Genomic DNA, 14,723 nt, shown 5'->3' on the forward strand with positions numbered 1-14,723 from the left:
ACGAGAGGACCGGGATGGACATACCGCTGGTGTACCAGTTGTTTTGCCAAAGGCATTGCTGGGTAGCTACGTATGGATGAGATAAACGCTGAAAGCATCTAAGTGTGAAACTCGCCTCGAGATGAGATTTCCCATCTAAACAATAGAGTAAGACCCCTCAGAGATGATGAGGTAGATAGGCTAGAAGTGGAAGCGCAGTGATGCGTTGAGCGGACTAGTACTAATCGGTCGAGGACTTAACCAAAGAGTCAATGAGTAAAGGTAAATTTAGGAAAAGAAGAGTAAGGATTATTTAGTTTTGAGTGTAAAAGCTCAAAGGTGTCGTGTTGATGGCATAGAGGAACCACCTGTACCCATCTCGAACACAGAAGTTAAGCTCTATAGCGCCGAAAGTAGTTGCCGGAACGCTGGCTGCGAGGATAGGACGACGCGATGCCGATACATATAAATACAACAGGGGAATTGGTAAATATCAGTTCCTCTGTTGTTTTTTATTTATATACAGTTTAAAATATAGTAAATAGTAACAGGATGCTTTGGTTTGGCATTGAAGTTAATCAAAGTTGAGGTGAATACTTATGGAAATGGAACGAATTAACGATAACACTATTCGGGTCATGATTGAAAATGAGGACCTTCAAGACCGTGGAACTTCCGTTCGCGATTTGCTTAGCGATCGGAATAAAATTGAATCTTTCTTTTATAATATTCTGTCTGAAATCGATACAGAAGAGGATTTTGTTGATAATGATAAAGTTTCTTTTCAAGTCTTGCCTAATCAAAATGGGTTAGAACTATTTATTTCTCGTCTTGATGATCAAGATGCTTTAAATGATTTATTGGCAAACATTGTTGGTGAACGTAGTGATGATGCTTCAGAAATTGTTAATCAAGAAGCCATTGACGATGTTTCTTTTGAACAAAAGATGGCTTTGATGGACCACGATGATGAAAAGGATGCTATTAAAAAGAGTGTTGACGGTCATGTTGATGTTGTTGAACTAGCCGATTTTGATTTGCTTTTGTCGCTTTCAGATCGTTTGGAAAAGTTTACTGGTGATAATAGTGCTTATTTTTACAAAGGTCATTATTACTTAGTATTAGATTCAACAAAGATGTCGTTGACAGCTGCTGAATATAATACTTTGTCGGCAACGATTGTTGAATTTGGCCGTTATACGAAGCTGAATGAAGCTGTTTTGTCGGAGCACGGCAAGACTTTGTTTGAAAATCAGGCTGTACAATCATTGAACCAACTGTTTTCTGTTGAATAAAATAATAGGATGGAAAATCTAAAAAGGTTTTCCATTTTTTTATATCTTATTGTTGTCTCGTTGATTGAACTAACTTTAGATTGGTAATCAACAGTCAATCCTTTTTTTAAAATAGATTTTCTTCCTGTTCTATTATCAGGTATAATGGCAGTATTATCATTTAGCATTGGAGTGCATTTTCATGAATATCTTGCTTGTTATCACCTGGGTTTTAGTTATCTGGTTTGTTTTTTACGTGGTTAGTACTTTTGGTACGCGAATCATGGCCAAGCAACGGGGGACTGTTTTAAAGGCAGAAGATTTTATGGCACAGCAGGCAGAAAACCATGGTCAATTGGTTGATGTTCGTGATAAGGAACCCTATAAGCGTAATCACTTAAGGGGAGCTCGAAACATGCCAGCATTAACTTTTTCACAGGGAAAGTCTGGTTTGCGCCAGGATATGCCAGTTTATTTGTACGGTGATACGTTATCTGGGGCGAGCTCTGTTGCCCGTCACCTCCGCAAAGAAGGGATGGCTAAAAGTCAAATTTTCTTGATGGCTGGCGGTTATCGTCAAGTGACGGAGCAAAAAAAGAGCTAAAAAAAAGAATCGCTTAGCGATTCTTTTTTAGTAACTATTAGAAGCGAGATTGGTGAGCGGCAACTGATTTTCGAATTGCAGCACGGGAAACCTCTTCATAGTTTTCTTGTTCTTGTTCCTGTGGTTCTTGGACTAATTTTTTGTAGCCAAAGCCAGCTGAAAGAACGGCTAGGACTGAACCAAGTACGCCTGTTGCCAATCCGAGTTTAAAATCTTTTTTCATCCTCAATCTCCTTTCTATCTTTTCTTAATATTATCGTTGAAATAAAAGACTTTGTAAATCCCTATTTGTAAAATGGAGGTGGAATATGGCAATCCCAGTAATTGTAATTGCAGGCCCGACTGCTTCTGGTAAATCAGATTTGGCAATCCGGCTAGCTAAAAAATATCACGGTAATATTATTTCGGCTGATTCTTTGCAGGTATACCAAGAACTCAATATTGGTACAGCCAAAACACCGTTTCAAGAACGTGGGGGGATTCCTCATTATTTGCTTGATGTGGTCGATCAAGCTGCTGATTTTTCAGTGGCTGATTTCATATCATTAGCAGATCAGGCAATTTTAGAAACGGTTAAATCAGGACGAGTCCCAATTGTGGTTGGGGGAACTGGTTTTTATGTCAAAGCACTGCTAGGTTTTCAGTCATTGGACTTTGCTCAATCTGATGAAGAAGAAGTTCGAGCAGATCAGGAAAAGCCTTTAGAGGAACTGCAAATTAAATTGAGGCAAGTGGCTGACGAAAAGTTATTGGCTCGAGTTGATCTACAAAATAAAGAGCGGGTCATTCGCGCAATCCAAATCGCGTGTCACGGTCAAGTTAAGCGCCCCAAACGCCCAGACTATACCCCCCTTATTTTGGCCTTAGATTGGCCAAGAGAGGTCTTATATGACCGTATTAATCAGCGCGTTCAGCTGATGATGGATCAAGGACTTGAAAGAGAAGCCAAAGGGCTCTATGACCGTGGTGGATTGAGTTTGCAGGCCGGCCGTGGTATCGGTTATGCTGAACTTTATCCTTTTTTTGAGGGACAGCAGAGTCTTTTAGAAGCTGTCGCAACTATCCAACAAAATTCTCGGCGCTATGCCAAACGACAATTAACCTATTGGCGTCATCAAATTCCGGGGTTACAATGGATTGATGGTCAAAACGCATGGGAAATTGCTGATCAGCAAGTTGCTAATTTTTTGAAAGAATATAAGCAGTAAAAAGGGGTGACTAATGGATTTTGTACAAGCTTTAATAGATTTAAAAGATGGAAAAATTGATCATTTTGATGTTGATCCCGAAACCTTTCCGGCGTTTCAAAAAGCCTGGTCTGCTTTTCCTTATCAAAACACAGTGAAGGGAATCGCCCAAAGATCAGGAAAAGTGACGTATATTCAGGCAAAATAGACTGTTGTAGCGATTAAAATATGCTACAATAATATTTAAGTAAACTATATTAAAAATGGCCGGGCTCGCTTTTTTCGGGTGTCGACTTTAATTGAGAGGCAAAATCGTGGCATTATCATTTGGACAACATAACGTTGGTATTGACTTAGGAACGACAAATACTTATGTATACGTCGAAGGAAAGGGAATCGTTTTACGTGAACCTTCAGTTGTTGCACGTAACACTGAAACGCAAGAAGTGATTGCCGTCGGCTCTGAAGCCCTCGACATGCTTGGCCGGACGCCTGCAAGTATCGCAGCTATTCGTCCAATGCGCGATGGCGTGATTGCTGATTATGACACGACAGTTGCCATGATTTCTTATTACTTGACGAAGGCACTCGGAGGTCGCGTTGGTAAGCCATACGTGACACTTGGAGTACCTGCTCGGATTACGGCAGTTGAACGTCGTGCAGTCATTGATGCTGCCCGTGTCGCTGGTGCGCGTGACGCTTATGTCATCGAAGAGCCATTTGCGGCTGCAATTGGTGCTGGCTTACCAGTGATGGAACCAACAGGTTCAATGGTTGTTGATCTTGGTGGTGGGACCACGGATGTTGCAACAATTTCACTTGGTGGTATTGTTGCGGCTCGTTCAACTCGTTTTGCGGGTGACAAGCTCAACGAAGCAATTTCATCATTTGTCCGCAATAATAACAATTTGGCAATTGGTGAAGCAACTGCAGAACGTTTGAAGATTGAAGTTGGGACTGTTTCTTTGGAAGATGCCAAAATGATGGAACCAACAACGGCTCGTGGCCGCGACTTGTTGACTGGATTGCCAAAAACCATTGAAGTTTCGGCTTATGACGTGGCCACTGCAATCCAAGATCCAATTAACGAAGTAGTTAACTCAATTCGGGAAACTTTGGAATCAACACAGCCTGAAATTTCTGCCGATGTGATTGACCATGGAATGGTCTTAACCGGTGGTGGAGCACAGTTACGCGGTTTGTCAACCTTGATTGAAGAAGTGACGAAGGTTCCCGTCATTGTGGCGGAAGATCCTTTGGATGCTGTTGTCAAGGGTGTTGGTGAGTCATTGAAGTCTTTGGACGTTTTGCAACGAAACTAATAAGACAGGTCAGGTAAACTGCCAAAAAGCGTAGCGCTTGCGCTGCGCTTTTCTTTTCTAGGCAGTTGGTGTGAAAAGGATTATTCCATGCGTAAGTTATTTTCATCCAAAACGGCTGTAATCTTAATGATTTCAGTCATGGTTATTGTTGGCTTGATTACCGGATCAAATTGGTGGGCCAGTAAAACCAATACGCCACCTTTTTTTCAGCGCGCAGTTAATGATATCACTGGTGGTGTTTCACGCCTGATTGCCGTGCCAACCAATGCCATTGGGACACGGGCTAATTCAATTTCAAATTTGATGTCAACATTTGACGAAAATCAAAAATTGAAGGCTAAGTTAGACGGGTACGCGCAAAACCAGGTTAAGATGCAAACCTTGGAAGAGGAAAATAAGTCGTTGAAGAAGCAGCTTGGCTTGAAAGCAACGTTGACGGATTATGAAACAATTTCTGCCGTGACGATTGCTCGCTCGCCGACTACTTGGCAATCACAGCTTGTGATTAATAAGGGGGCCAAATCAGGATTGAAAAAGGGCATGCCTGTCCTTGGTGATTCTGGCTTGATCGGTCGTATTTCAGAAGTGAATACGGTCAATTCGAAGGTGACGCTGATTTCTGATACGAGCGAGGATACAAATCGCTTTGCAATCACTGTTAACGGTAGTCAAGGCGATGTCAATGGTATTATTACTGACTATGATGCGGACCAGAAGTTACTCATTATGGGGCAAGTCACTGAGAGTCAGACGATTAACCCTGGTGATAAGGTTGTGACTTCAGGATTAGGTGGATCAATGCCGTCTGGGATTCTGATCGGTAAGGTGGCAAAGGTCACGACCGATGATTACGGTCTATCACGTAAGATTTATATTCAATCGAGCTCTGATTTGAGCAGTTTGAGTACTGTTTTAGTGGCCAAAACAAAGGTAGGGTCATAATATGGCAGGTTGGCAATTTATTCGATTTCGGATTGTGTATCCGCTAATTTTACTTCTTCTGTTTTTCATTGATGGAAATATTATGTCTTCGTTTGGCACTTTTCTACTCCATCCACCGTTTCATATCATTCCAACGCTCACGTTGATTTGGTTTTTCTATGCCATTCAATTTGAGGCCACAACCTTTGTGCCTTATTATTTCTATGTAGTCGTGTTTGGCTTACTTTTTGATGTTTATTACACGGGCATTATTGGTACTTATACGGTTGCCTTTTTAGCCGCCACGATCTTGATGGATAAGTTGCATCCTTATTTTGATGAACGCTTAATGTCTGGGATGCTCCTGCTATTAGTTGGCCTATTGGCTTATCTTGTGGTAACTTATTTTGCCGGGTCGATGATTAACATTGCTAATTTGTCACCCTTTGCTTTTATCATTCAAGATGTTTTGCCAACGGCGACTTTGAACTTAGTCCTAGCAGCTTTAGGTTATTATCCGACCTGGTCTTTGTATCAAAGATTAATTTAAACTTGCTTTTTTTACCGGGCCAGGGTTATAATGACTTCAATTAAAACGTTGACTAGACGAGTAACTAACAAATTCTTTTCAGGAAGCTTACGGCAATTGAGAGTAAGCAAGAATTGTTGGTGAACCACACCTAGGAGTGTGCTATTGAACTTTAAGTAGGTAGCATCGGTTGTGTCCGTTATCGCACTGGTTGTTAGGAAACTAACACCACGAGGTTTTTTTAGTAATAGAGAAACAACGATGAGGTGGGACCGCGTCTATTCGCCCTCTAAGTGCTGTGCACTTAGGGGGCTTTTTTATTTCCCATCGTTTTAATAGTTTAATAGTGAAAGTGGGGAAATCCTGATGAAATATTTTTTTGAAATACTACCAAGCATTGCCACTGGCTTACAAATGACCCTGGGGGTCTTCTTTATTACGATTGTTGGGTCAATTCCATTGGGAATTTTAGTTTCCTTGGCAATGCGGTCACCATACTTTAGCGTGCGTTGGTTGGTGAATGGCTATATTTGGCTGATGCGGGGAACGCCTCTTTTATTGCAGCTGATTTTTATTTATTATGGTTTGGCTATGGTCGGCATTTCCTTCTCACGGTTTGATGCCGCGGCCTTTGCCTTTATTATTAACTATGCAGCTTACCTGGCAGAAATTTTTCGTGGCGGCCTTCAAGCTATCCCACAGGGTCAATTCGATGCCGCTCAAGTCTTGGGCTTGAATAAGGTTCAAACTTTTTTCAAGATTATCTTGCCACAAGTGATTAAAATTGTTGTGCCATCATTTGGAAATGAGGTTGTTAACCTAGTTAAGGATACCTCTTTGATTTATGTGATTGGACTGGGTGATATCTTGCGAGCCGGTTCAATTGCAGCCAGTCGGGACGTTTCATTAGTACCATACTTAATTGTCGGCTTGATGTACTTGGCCATGGTAGCAGTCGTTACGGTTGCCCTACGCCGTAGTGAGAAGCGTTTGAGTGCTTGGAGGTAAGACCATGATTGCGATTAAAAATTTGACAAAAGCCTATGGCGATAATGTGATTTTTAAAGATTTATCACTGAAGATGGATGATGGTGAAATCCTGGTAGTAGTGGGACCCTCTGGTTCCGGTAAAACAACTTTTATTAAGACCCTAACCGGTTTAGAGGATGCTAGTGCTGGTGAAATTGATTTGAATGGCCAGACCTATCAAGTTGGCGATCCCGCTTTAGCAGCCCAGATTGGTCTGATTTTTCAGGACTTTAATTTATTCCCACATTTGACGGTTAAGAAGAATTTAACTTTGGCACCAATGACGGTTAAGAAGATGTCCGAGCAGCAAGCAAATGAAAGGGCTAATGAGTTGCTTTCAACTTTGGGTTTGACTGAGCAAGCGGACTTATATCCTTACCAGCTGTCTGGTGGTCAAAAGCAGCGGGTAGGGATTGCTCGGGCACTTGCGATGGATCCACAAATTATTGCTTACGATGAACCAACCTCAGGTTTGGATGAAAAAACCACGGAACAGGTAAGCCAAGTATTGCTGGCCTTGAAAAAGGCTGGTGTTACCCAATTAGTCGTGACTCACGATCTGCCGTTTGCTGATAAGGTGGCGGATACAGTCTTTGACTTTGAAAAGGAGGTCCAACGCTAATGATTACGATGAAAAAGAAAGTCATTGTTAATACAGCTGTGATTGTGGTCTTTCTTGCCGTAGTGGCTGGTTGTGCTGCCTTTCTTTCTAAACCAAAGACAGATAATGATGCTAATACCAAGGATAATTGGACCAAGATTCAACAGGAAAAAGTGATTACGATTGGTTTGGATGATACCTTTGTTCCAATGGGTTTCCGGGATTCTTCTGGCAAGTTAGAAGGATTTGATATTGACTTAGCCGATAAGGTTTTTTCTGATTTGGGCATCAAGGTTAATTGGCAACCAATTGACTGGTCCATGAAGGAAACCGAGTTAAACACTGGAAACATCGATGCTATTTGGAACGGTTATACCAAGACACCTGCCCGGGCAAAGCAGGTAGCTTTTTCACAGGTTTACCACAAGGTAGCTCTTTCTGTTGTTGTTAAGAAGGGTCAGGGTATTAATAAGTTCGCCGATATGTCCGGTAAAATCTTGGGTGTTCAAACCGGGTCTTCTGGTGAGTCGTCATTGAACGATCAGCCAAAGGTCTTGAAGCAGTACATTAAGGGGCAAAAGCCAATTGAGTATGATACCTTTGACAAGGCCTTTACTGATTTAAATGCTAACCGAATTGATGGCTTGTTAGTTGATGAGGACTATGCCCGCTATTACATTAATCACCAAGCCAACCCAGCAGATTATGAGATCTTAAAGGGTGGCTTCCCAGAGACAGAAGATGTTGTTGGATTCCGTAAGGGCGATGTTGAACTCAAGGCAGCGGTTAATCGGGAATTGACGAAGTTAACCAAGAATGGTTTTGTTTCTGCTTTGGAAAATAAGTGGTTTGCGCAAAATTAATTGAGAAAGTATTAAAAACGCCTACGGGCGTTTTTTCTTTGGGTAAAACCGAGTAAGATAGTTATATGATAAAAAAGACGATTGTGGCGCCTGGCGTCAAGCTGGTTTACCAGCCAACAGGGCAATTTAAAACAATTCATGTCAACGTGACCTTTGCGACTAAGGCTAAGAAAACCATTGCAACTAAACGGGCACTCTTGTCCTATTTGATGGCAGTCTCTTCAAAAGGTTTTCCAGACCAGCGAGCGGTATCTTTGGCGATGATTGATGCCTTTGGTGCCAACTTTCAGACAAAGGTGGCCACACTCGGTGATTTGGATTTGCTAACGGTTTCGATTCAGTTTATCAAGCCAGGATTGTTACCAAATTCAAAGCAGCTTTTAGATCAAGTTTTAAATTTTTTGCAAGCCATGCTCTTTGATTTTGACTGGCAAAGTCCTCAGGCACAGGCAACTTTTGACCAAGAACGGCAGAATTTGAAGCAAGCTATTTTAAGTCGTCAAGACGATAAGGTGGCCTTTGCTTTGGACCAGGCGCGTGAACTGACCTTTGCGGATGCTGCTGTGCAAGAATCAATCTTAGGGTCGCTTGAGGAATTGGACCAATTGACTTTAGAGGGTGTTCAACAGCAGCAGCGAGAACTTTTAGCTGAAAATCAAGTCGTGATTTCGGTTGTCGGCGACTTAGAATTTAACCAATTGACAGAAAAATTATCTGCTTGGCCTTGGACAGACTTCGGTCGTGAGGAAAAGGGTTCTATTGACCAAAATGATTCAGCGCAGATTCCTGAATTGTTAGTTGCTGGTCAAAAAAAACTTGTGAAAAAAGCAGATTGGCAACAGGCTGTTTTGGTGCAAAATTATCAGGTGGAAGGTCTGTCTTTACAAGACAATGGTTCACGCTATTATGCCACTTTGGTATTGAACACCATCTTTGGTGCTAGTCCAGCTAGTTTGCTTTTTACTGAGGTTCGCGAAAAAAATAGTTTAGCTTATAATATTTTGTCACGTTTTCAGCCGGACTTGTCCGTCTTGACCGTGGTGGCTGGTTTTGATTTTGACCAAGTTGACCTGGTTGAAGACCTGATTCAGGTTCAACTGCAGAAACTGACCGCTGGCCAAATTACAGCAGAAATGCTTGACAATGCCAAGCAAAGCTTGAAAAATGAGTACTTAATCCGCCAAGATTCCCAGGCTTACCTAGCGGAGCGTCAAGTTGGTCGCTTCTTGCGTCAGGCCGAAGCGGGCATGACTGATTTTCTAACCAAAATTGACCAGGTATCGGTAGCTGACGTGCAGGATCTTGCTCAGAATTTAATCTTGCAAAGTCGCTTTGTTCAAGCGCCTGGGGGAAAGAGGGAATCTTTTGGAAATGATTGATTATGAAGAACGGCCAATCGTTTTTCAAACGACAGAGGGGTTGACGGTTAACCTGATTAAAAAGTCTGGTTATCACCAATTTTTGGCCGCCTTAACTGCTCGTTTTGGTTCGTTAACGACGGCAATGCGCTTTGCCGATGACCAGCAAATCACAATTCCAGCCGGTACTGCACACTTTTTAGAACATAAAATCTTTGATAAAAAAGATGGTGATGCTTTAATTCGCTTTACGGAGTTGGGGGCTGACGCCAATGCCTTTACCGGTCCAAACCAAACAACATATTATTTTACGGCCACTAGTCACATCTTAGAAAATTTGGCTTGGCTAATGAATTTTGTGCAAGAGCCTTATTTTACGGAAGAAAAAGTTGTGCGTGAGCGGGGGATTATTGAAGAAGAAATTAAACTTTATCAGGATGATCCTGCTTGGCAGTTGTACCAGGGAATTATCGGACTACTGTACCCAAAATCAGCGTTAAGTCAAGATATTGCAGGAACAAAGGACAGTTTGCAAGCAATCACTCCTGATTTGCTCTATCAAATACATGCTGGCTTTTACCAACCAAAAAACTTAGTGTTGACCGTTGTTGGCGATTTTGATACCAATGAATTAATGGCCTTTATTAAAGGTCAACAAGGTCACATCAATAGTCAGGCAGAAACTGTCTCTGTACCAAAAGAAGAGTTGGCAGAACAGGCAGCCTTTGCACTGGAAAAGAAGCAAGGCTTATCGCTGGCAAAGGGGGCCTATGGTCTTCGCTTACCAAGTCGTCCTACGGATATTTCAGGAATTGACCGTGTTAAAGAAATTTTATTAGGTGAACTCGCCTTGGACTTGGTATTTGGTGATCAGACAGTGTGGTTTCAAGATGCTTATGAAAAGGGAATTTTCGGTGATGATTTTGATTATGAGTACAGTAATTTTGGTCCCTACCAATATTTAACGTTCTTTGCAGATGGTGAAAATCAAGACCAGGTTCAAGAATATTTGCTGAAACGTCTAGCAGAAGCGCCCACAATTTTAGCTGAAAGCCAGACTGATTTTACCCGGCTAAAAAAAGCTTTGGCTGGGCAAACTTTGACTAGTCAAAATCGTCCAGACCGCCTTGGTTTAGACGAGGATTTGGCCTTGTATGGGGTATCGCTATTTGATAAAATGAACTTAGTAGAACGTTTTTGCTTAGATGATGTTGTCCAGTGCGGCAAACGGCTTTTTGAAGGTGGTCGTTTGACTCGCTTAGTATTAGAAAAGTAAGAGAAAAAATGGCTGAATATTTAGCAAGCGAAGTTAGTCAACAGTTACGAGAAGCACGATTGGAAAAAGGTTATACAATCGACCAGTTGGCCGAGATGACCAAAATTCAACCTCGCTTCTTACAAGCAATTGAAGATGGTGACCAGGATGTTTTACCTGGTCAATTTTATGCTCGGGCATTTGCTAAGCAATTTGCAGCAGCTGTTGGTTTAAACCCGGATGAACTTTTTGATGAAGTTGAATTTGATCCACAGGTAATTAGTGATTTATCCCATGCACACCGTGATGAAGATGGCGTCGTTCGAGCTGGGGTTAATAATTCAGAGGCCTTTAAGTCACGTTTCCGTGGCTTTATTCCAAGAATTTGGCTTGCAATTATCGTTGTTGCCGTTTTGTTGGTTGCTTGGTTTGTGGTTACACGGGCCAGTTCAGGTTCCAATTCGTCTAACGGTGGTAACCAAGTTGAGGTTGCATCGTCATCGGTACCACAGTCATCATCGTCAGCAATGGTATCCTCCTCAAGTGCGAACAGTGGCATTAACCTCGGGACTGCAACCACCAATACCGCCCAGTTGACGACCACCTATACTGTAGGTGGGCAACTGGCTAATACGCATACTATTGTAGCCAAAGGTCAAAATGGTGGTTCGATGTTTAAGGTAACTGACGGAACCGGTAAGGTCTTATACAACGCTTGGTTGAATCAAACTGATGAAAAAAGTGTTGAAGTGCCAGCCAATACGGCTATTGTCAATATTCAAGTTTCACAAGTGAGCCACGTGAACTTAACGATTAACAACCAACACATTGATTTGCCAAACTTGCCAACCAATCCAGCTCCAACGACCTGGAACGTTGTCTTGAATTTGAATAAGTGAGAACAAAATGAACCTACCAAATAAACTAACGGTCTTTCGAATCATCTTGATTCCAGTTTTCATGTTCCTTTTGATTTACTCAAAGGGTTCAACAATTTTGAATGCTGAGATAGGCCTGACCCTTTCATGGGTCTTGGCAGCAATCGTCTTTGCCGTGGCTTGCATTACTGATTTCTTAGATGGGCAAATTGCTCGTCGTAAGCACTTGGTTACGAATTTCGGTAAATTCTTTGATCCGTTAGCTGATAAACTTCTGGTTATGACTGCTTTGATTTACCTGACTGCTTTTCATCAAGTTCCTGCCTGGATTACTGCAGTTATTGTTATCCGGGAATTAGCGGTCACTGGTCTACGGACTCTAGTTGTTGAAAATAACGGAACGGTCATGGCTGCTGCCTGGCCTGGCAAGATTAAAACATTTTCCCAGATGTTTGCTATTTTCTTCCTTTACTTGAAGGATTGGCCATTCGCCCTTGTTGACTTCCCAATCGGGCAAGTGCTCTTGTATATTGCCGTTTGCTTTACAATCTATTCAGGAATTGAATATTTCTGGAAAAGCCGCTCGGTTTTTGCAGACGGATTATAAGCGCTATAAGCGCTTTTTTCGTCCAATAAAATAGAGACAAAAACAACGCGAACAAATGTTCGCAAAACCCTTGCATTTTGTTGAAAAAGTCCGTACACTGTTGATAGACATTGAAGGAGTATCAAGCATGGTTGCAAAAAAGACAAGCGATGATAACAAGAAGGATGGCCGTCAGGCTGCCTTAAATGAAGCTTTAAAGAAAATTGAAAAAAACTTTGGAAAAGGTTCGATCATGACGTTGGGCGATAATGCCTTAACGCAGGTAGAGACCTCACCTTCTGGGTCCGTCAAATTGGATGTTGCCTTAGGAGTTGGGGGCTACCCAAAGGGACGAATTATTGAAGTTTATGGGCCTGAATCATCAGGTAAGACGACGATTGCTTTGCATGCAGTAGCTGAAATTCAAAAAAATGGTGGCACTGCTGCCTATATTGATGCCGAAAACGCTTTGGACGTAAAGTATGCTGAAGCTTTAGGTGTTAAAAAGGATGAGTTGCTGTTGTCACAGCCAGATACTGGTGAACAAGGATTGGAAATTGCTGATGCCTTGGTTCAATCTGGCGCCGTCGACATGGTCGTGGTCGATTCCGTTGCTGCCCTGGTTCCCCGTGTAGAAATTGAAGGTGAGATGGGGGATGCCCACGTTGGTTTGCAGGCACGGTTGATGTCGCAAGCCTTACGAAAGCTAGCTGGAACGTTGAACCGGACGGGAACAATTGCTATCTTTATTAACCAAATCCGTGAAAAAGTTGGCGTAATGTTTGGAAACCCCGAAACAACGCCAGGTGGCCGAGCTTTGAAGTTCTACTCAACGATTCGATTAGAGGTTCGTCGTTCAACTCAAATTAAAGACGGTTCCGATGTTACTGGTAACTTGACCAAGGTCAAGGTCGTGAAAAATAAGGTTGCGCCACCCTTTAAGGTTGCTGAAGTGGATATCATGTATGGAAAGGGAATCTCACAAACTGGTGAAATTCTTGATTTGGCTGTTGATCAAGATATTATTGATAAGGCTGGTGCATGGTATGCCTATAATGGGGAACGAATTGGCCAAGGTCGCGAAAAGGCCAAGGAATATTTGGATGACCCTGAGCACGTTGCTCTGAAGGAAGATATCTACACACAAGTGCGGAATGCTTATGGCATTGGCGATGAACCAGCTGTTGCTGCTGGCCCTGATGAAAGTGATAGCAAAAGTGCAGAAAATCACGATAACGACGGGCTTACTGACGAACCAATTATTTAGAAATAGTAATAATAAATTAATATTAAAAAGCGTTGTAGAACGCTTTTTTTTGTTATAATGTGTTTGTTCTTAACTGAAGTGAATGATTTATTTTCACACAAATTATTTAAATTAGTTTGGAATGGACACTTGTTGTTGTAGGATAATCTTTTGCACCCAGTTGGGAGAAGAGGAATCATGCAAAGATCGCATCGCGGGTCATGGATAGTGGCCTCTGTCGTCGTTGTACTTGCCATCATCTTGGGAATTGCCTATCAAAACCGAGACAAGCAAGCCAACACCGCACCCATTACTGCAGTTGGCTCAACTGCACTGCAACCATTGGTTGAAGCCGCTGGGGAGGACTATCAACGTTCTCACCCTGGTGTCTCCATTACCGTTCAAGGTGGCGGAAGTGGTACGGGTCTGTCGCAAATAGCGCAAGGGGCTGTTTCCCTCGGGAATTCAGATCTCTTCGCTGAAGAAAAGAAGGGGATTGATACAAAGAATTTAGTTGATCATCGAGTCGCAATCGTTGGAATTGCGCCAATCATTAATAAGCAAGCTGGTGTCACAAATTTGACACTAGCACAGTTAACCGATATCTTTACCGGTAAAATTAAAAATTGGAGTGAACTGGGCGGAAAGAACATGCCAATCGTGCTTGTTAACCGTGCCGCTGGTTCCGGAACTCGGGCCGCTTTTGAAAAGTGGGCCATGGGTGGCAAAAAGAGTGCCTCGGCACAAGAACAAGATTCATCAGGAATGGTCTTGTCAATTGTTAAGAGCACTCCGGGAGCTATCTCTTACGTTGCCTTTGCTTATAAGTCAAACGATGTTGTTCGGGCAAGTATCAATGGTGTCGCACCTACCGATACCAATGTTGAAGATGGGGCTTACCCAATCTGGTCATATGAACACATTTACACGCATGGCAAGCCAACTGGTGAAGTTGCTAAGTTCTTGGATTTCTTTAATTCAGATTTTGTACAGAAAACGTACGTGCCAAAGTTGGGTTACATTTCAAACTCAAATATGAAGATTGAACGTGACCTGCATGGTAACATTACCGCTAAGCAGAAGGGGTAAGG

At 42.3% G+C, this 14,723-nt stretch carries 17 protein-coding genes, 2 rRNA genes and 1 other annotated feature (1 of these 20 only partly in view); of the genes, 18 read left to right on the plus strand and 1 reads right to left on the minus strand.

Translation table 11 applies throughout. From position 1 onward, the window contains the following. The 4 genes from ACSYSH_RS00015 to ACSYSH_RS00030 form a co-directional block, all read left to right on the plus strand. Positions 1–244 (plus strand): 23S ribosomal RNA (locus ACSYSH_RS00015) (it extends 2,668 nt beyond the left edge of the window). 75 nt (positions 245–319) lie between these two features. After that, positions 320–436 (plus strand): 5S ribosomal RNA (gene rrf, locus ACSYSH_RS00020). A 142-nt stretch (positions 437–578) separates the two neighbouring features. Next, a complete protein-coding gene (locus ACSYSH_RS00025) occupies positions 579–1,274 on the plus strand; it encodes an adaptor protein MecA (protein ID WP_491702118.1) in 696 nt (231 codons plus the stop codon). Positions 1,275–1,455: 181 nt separating this feature from the next. Then, a complete protein-coding gene (locus ACSYSH_RS00030) occupies positions 1,456–1,857 on the plus strand; it encodes a rhodanese-like domain-containing protein (RefSeq protein ID WP_252774234.1) in 402 nt (133 codons plus the stop codon). Between the two features lie 37 nt (positions 1,858–1,894). On the opposite strand, the gene ACSYSH_RS00035 is transcribed toward ACSYSH_RS00030, so the two are convergent. Further along, positions 1,895–2,080, minus strand: coding sequence for a DUF3042 family protein (locus ACSYSH_RS00035; RefSeq protein ID WP_252774233.1), 186 nt, complete (start codon positions 2,078–2,080; stop codon positions 1,895–1,897). An 85-nt stretch (positions 2,081–2,165) separates the two neighbouring features. Between ACSYSH_RS00035 and miaA the strand changes: the two genes are divergently transcribed. The 14 genes from miaA to ACSYSH_RS00105 all read left to right on the plus strand — a co-directional run bounded on the left by miaA (position 2,166) and on the right by ACSYSH_RS00105 (position 14,721). Further along, complete coding sequence (gene miaA, locus ACSYSH_RS00040) at positions 2,166–3,065, plus strand: tRNA (adenosine(37)-N6)-dimethylallyltransferase MiaA (RefSeq protein WP_491702117.1); 900 nt, start codon at positions 2,166–2,168, stop codon at positions 3,063–3,065. Positions 3,066–3,078: 13 nt separating this feature from the next. Then, positions 3,079–3,252 carry a protein YkzS gene (gene ykzS / locus ACSYSH_RS00045; protein WP_489816331.1) on the plus strand — a complete coding sequence of 58 codons (174 nt, stop codon included), beginning with the start codon at positions 3,079–3,081 and terminating at the stop codon, positions 3,250–3,252. Between the two features lie 106 nt (positions 3,253–3,358). Further along, positions 3,359–4,366, plus strand: a complete 1,008-nt coding sequence (locus ACSYSH_RS00050; protein ID WP_489816332.1) for a rod shape-determining protein — start codon at positions 3,359–3,361, stop codon at positions 4,364–4,366. A gap of 87 nt (positions 4,367–4,453) precedes the next feature. Continuing rightward, positions 4,454–5,308 carry a rod shape-determining protein MreC gene (gene mreC / locus ACSYSH_RS00055; protein ID WP_252774229.1) on the plus strand — a complete coding sequence of 285 codons (855 nt, stop codon included), beginning with the start codon at positions 4,454–4,456 and terminating at the stop codon, positions 5,306–5,308. A gap of 1 nt (position 5,309) precedes the next feature. Further along, the gene (mreD, locus tag ACSYSH_RS00060; RefSeq protein ID WP_252774228.1) at positions 5,310–5,837 is read left to right on the plus strand and encodes a rod shape-determining protein MreD; all 528 of its coding nucleotides are present in this window, start codon (positions 5,310–5,312) and stop codon (positions 5,835–5,837) included. A gap of 39 nt (positions 5,838–5,876) precedes the next feature. After that, positions 5,877–6,109 (plus strand) — a binding site (T-box leader). 73 nt (positions 6,110–6,182) lie between these two features. Then, the gene (locus tag ACSYSH_RS00065) at positions 6,183–6,824 is read left to right on the plus strand and encodes an amino acid ABC transporter permease (protein ID WP_252774227.1); all 642 of its coding nucleotides are present in this window, start codon (positions 6,183–6,185) and stop codon (positions 6,822–6,824) included. Positions 6,825–6,828: 4 nt separating this feature from the next. After that, positions 6,829–7,467: an amino acid ABC transporter ATP-binding protein gene (locus ACSYSH_RS00070; RefSeq protein ID WP_252774226.1), complete on the plus strand. Its 639-nt coding sequence runs from the start codon at positions 6,829–6,831 to the stop codon at positions 7,465–7,467. Beyond that, a complete protein-coding gene (locus ACSYSH_RS00075) occupies positions 7,467–8,309 on the plus strand; it encodes an amino acid ABC transporter substrate-binding protein (protein ID WP_489816333.1) in 843 nt (280 codons plus the stop codon). Before ACSYSH_RS00070 ends, ACSYSH_RS00075 begins: the two co-directional genes overlap by 1 nt. 65 nt (positions 8,310–8,374) lie before the next feature. Further along, positions 8,375–9,688 carry a M16 family metallopeptidase gene (locus tag ACSYSH_RS00080; RefSeq protein ID WP_491702116.1) on the plus strand — a complete coding sequence of 438 codons (1,314 nt, stop codon included), beginning with the start codon at positions 8,375–8,377 and terminating at the stop codon, positions 9,686–9,688. Next, on the plus strand, positions 9,681–10,943 hold the full coding sequence (gene yfmH / locus ACSYSH_RS00085) for an EF-P 5-aminopentanol modification-associated protein YfmH (RefSeq protein ID WP_491702115.1): 1,263 nt from the start codon (positions 9,681–9,683) through the stop codon (positions 10,941–10,943). The genes ACSYSH_RS00080 and yfmH overlap by 8 nt, the downstream gene beginning before the upstream one ends. Before the next feature lie 8 nt (positions 10,944–10,951). Continuing rightward, positions 10,952–11,821, plus strand: a complete 870-nt coding sequence (locus ACSYSH_RS00090; RefSeq protein ID WP_491702114.1) for a helix-turn-helix domain-containing protein — start codon at positions 10,952–10,954, stop codon at positions 11,819–11,821. Between the two features lie 7 nt (positions 11,822–11,828). Then, the gene (gene pgsA / locus ACSYSH_RS00095; RefSeq protein WP_491702113.1) at positions 11,829–12,407 is read left to right on the plus strand and encodes a CDP-diacylglycerol--glycerol-3-phosphate 3-phosphatidyltransferase; all 579 of its coding nucleotides are present in this window, start codon (positions 11,829–11,831) and stop codon (positions 12,405–12,407) included. 127 nt (positions 12,408–12,534) lie between these two features. After that, complete coding sequence (gene recA, locus ACSYSH_RS00100) at positions 12,535–13,653, plus strand: recombinase RecA (RefSeq protein WP_252774220.1); 1,119 nt, start codon at positions 12,535–12,537, stop codon at positions 13,651–13,653. Positions 13,654–13,830: 177 nt separating this feature from the next. Next, complete coding sequence (locus ACSYSH_RS00105) at positions 13,831–14,721, plus strand: phosphate ABC transporter substrate-binding protein PstS family protein (RefSeq protein WP_252774219.1); 891 nt, start codon at positions 13,831–13,833, stop codon at positions 14,719–14,721. Positions 14,722–14,723 lie beyond the last annotated feature (2 nt).

The organism is Fructobacillus sp. ESL1117 (assembly GCF_058508565.1).

Bases quoted from the DNA above. Each gene is read 5' to 3' on its own strand.
- ACSYSH_RS00025 (WP_491702118.1), top strand. From the start codon at position 579: ATGGAAATGGAACGAATTAACGATAACACTATTCGGGTCATGATTGAA.
- ACSYSH_RS00030 (WP_252774234.1), top strand. From the start codon at position 1,456: ATGAATATCTTGCTTGTTATCACCTGGGTTTTAGTTATCTGGTTTGTT.
- ACSYSH_RS00035 (WP_252774233.1), bottom strand. From the start codon at position 2,080: ATGAAAAAAGATTTTAAACTCGGATTGGCAACAGGCGTACTTGGTTCA.
- miaA (WP_491702117.1), top strand. From the start codon at position 2,166: ATGGCAATCCCAGTAATTGTAATTGCAGGCCCGACTGCTTCTGGTAAA.
- ykzS (WP_489816331.1), top strand. From the start codon at position 3,079: ATGGATTTTGTACAAGCTTTAATAGATTTAAAAGATGGAAAAATTGAT.
- mreC (WP_252774229.1), top strand. From the start codon at position 4,454: ATGCGTAAGTTATTTTCATCCAAAACGGCTGTAATCTTAATGATTTCA.
- mreD (WP_252774228.1), top strand. From the start codon at position 5,310: ATGGCAGGTTGGCAATTTATTCGATTTCGGATTGTGTATCCGCTAATT.
- ACSYSH_RS00065 (WP_252774227.1), top strand. From the start codon at position 6,183: ATGAAATATTTTTTTGAAATACTACCAAGCATTGCCACTGGCTTACAA.
- ACSYSH_RS00070 (WP_252774226.1), top strand. From the start codon at position 6,829: ATGATTGCGATTAAAAATTTGACAAAAGCCTATGGCGATAATGTGATT.
- ACSYSH_RS00075 (WP_489816333.1), top strand. From the start codon at position 7,467: ATGATTACGATGAAAAAGAAAGTCATTGTTAATACAGCTGTGATTGTG.
- ACSYSH_RS00080 (WP_491702116.1), top strand. From the start codon at position 8,375: ATGATAAAAAAGACGATTGTGGCGCCTGGCGTCAAGCTGGTTTACCAG.
- yfmH (WP_491702115.1), top strand. From the start codon at position 9,681: ATGATTGATTATGAAGAACGGCCAATCGTTTTTCAAACGACAGAGGGG.
- ACSYSH_RS00090 (WP_491702114.1), top strand. From the start codon at position 10,952: ATGGCTGAATATTTAGCAAGCGAAGTTAGTCAACAGTTACGAGAAGCA.
- pgsA (WP_491702113.1), top strand. From the start codon at position 11,829: ATGAACCTACCAAATAAACTAACGGTCTTTCGAATCATCTTGATTCCA.
- recA (WP_252774220.1), top strand. From the start codon at position 12,535: ATGGTTGCAAAAAAGACAAGCGATGATAACAAGAAGGATGGCCGTCAG.
- ACSYSH_RS00105 (WP_252774219.1), top strand. From the start codon at position 13,831: ATGCAAAGATCGCATCGCGGGTCATGGATAGTGGCCTCTGTCGTCGTT.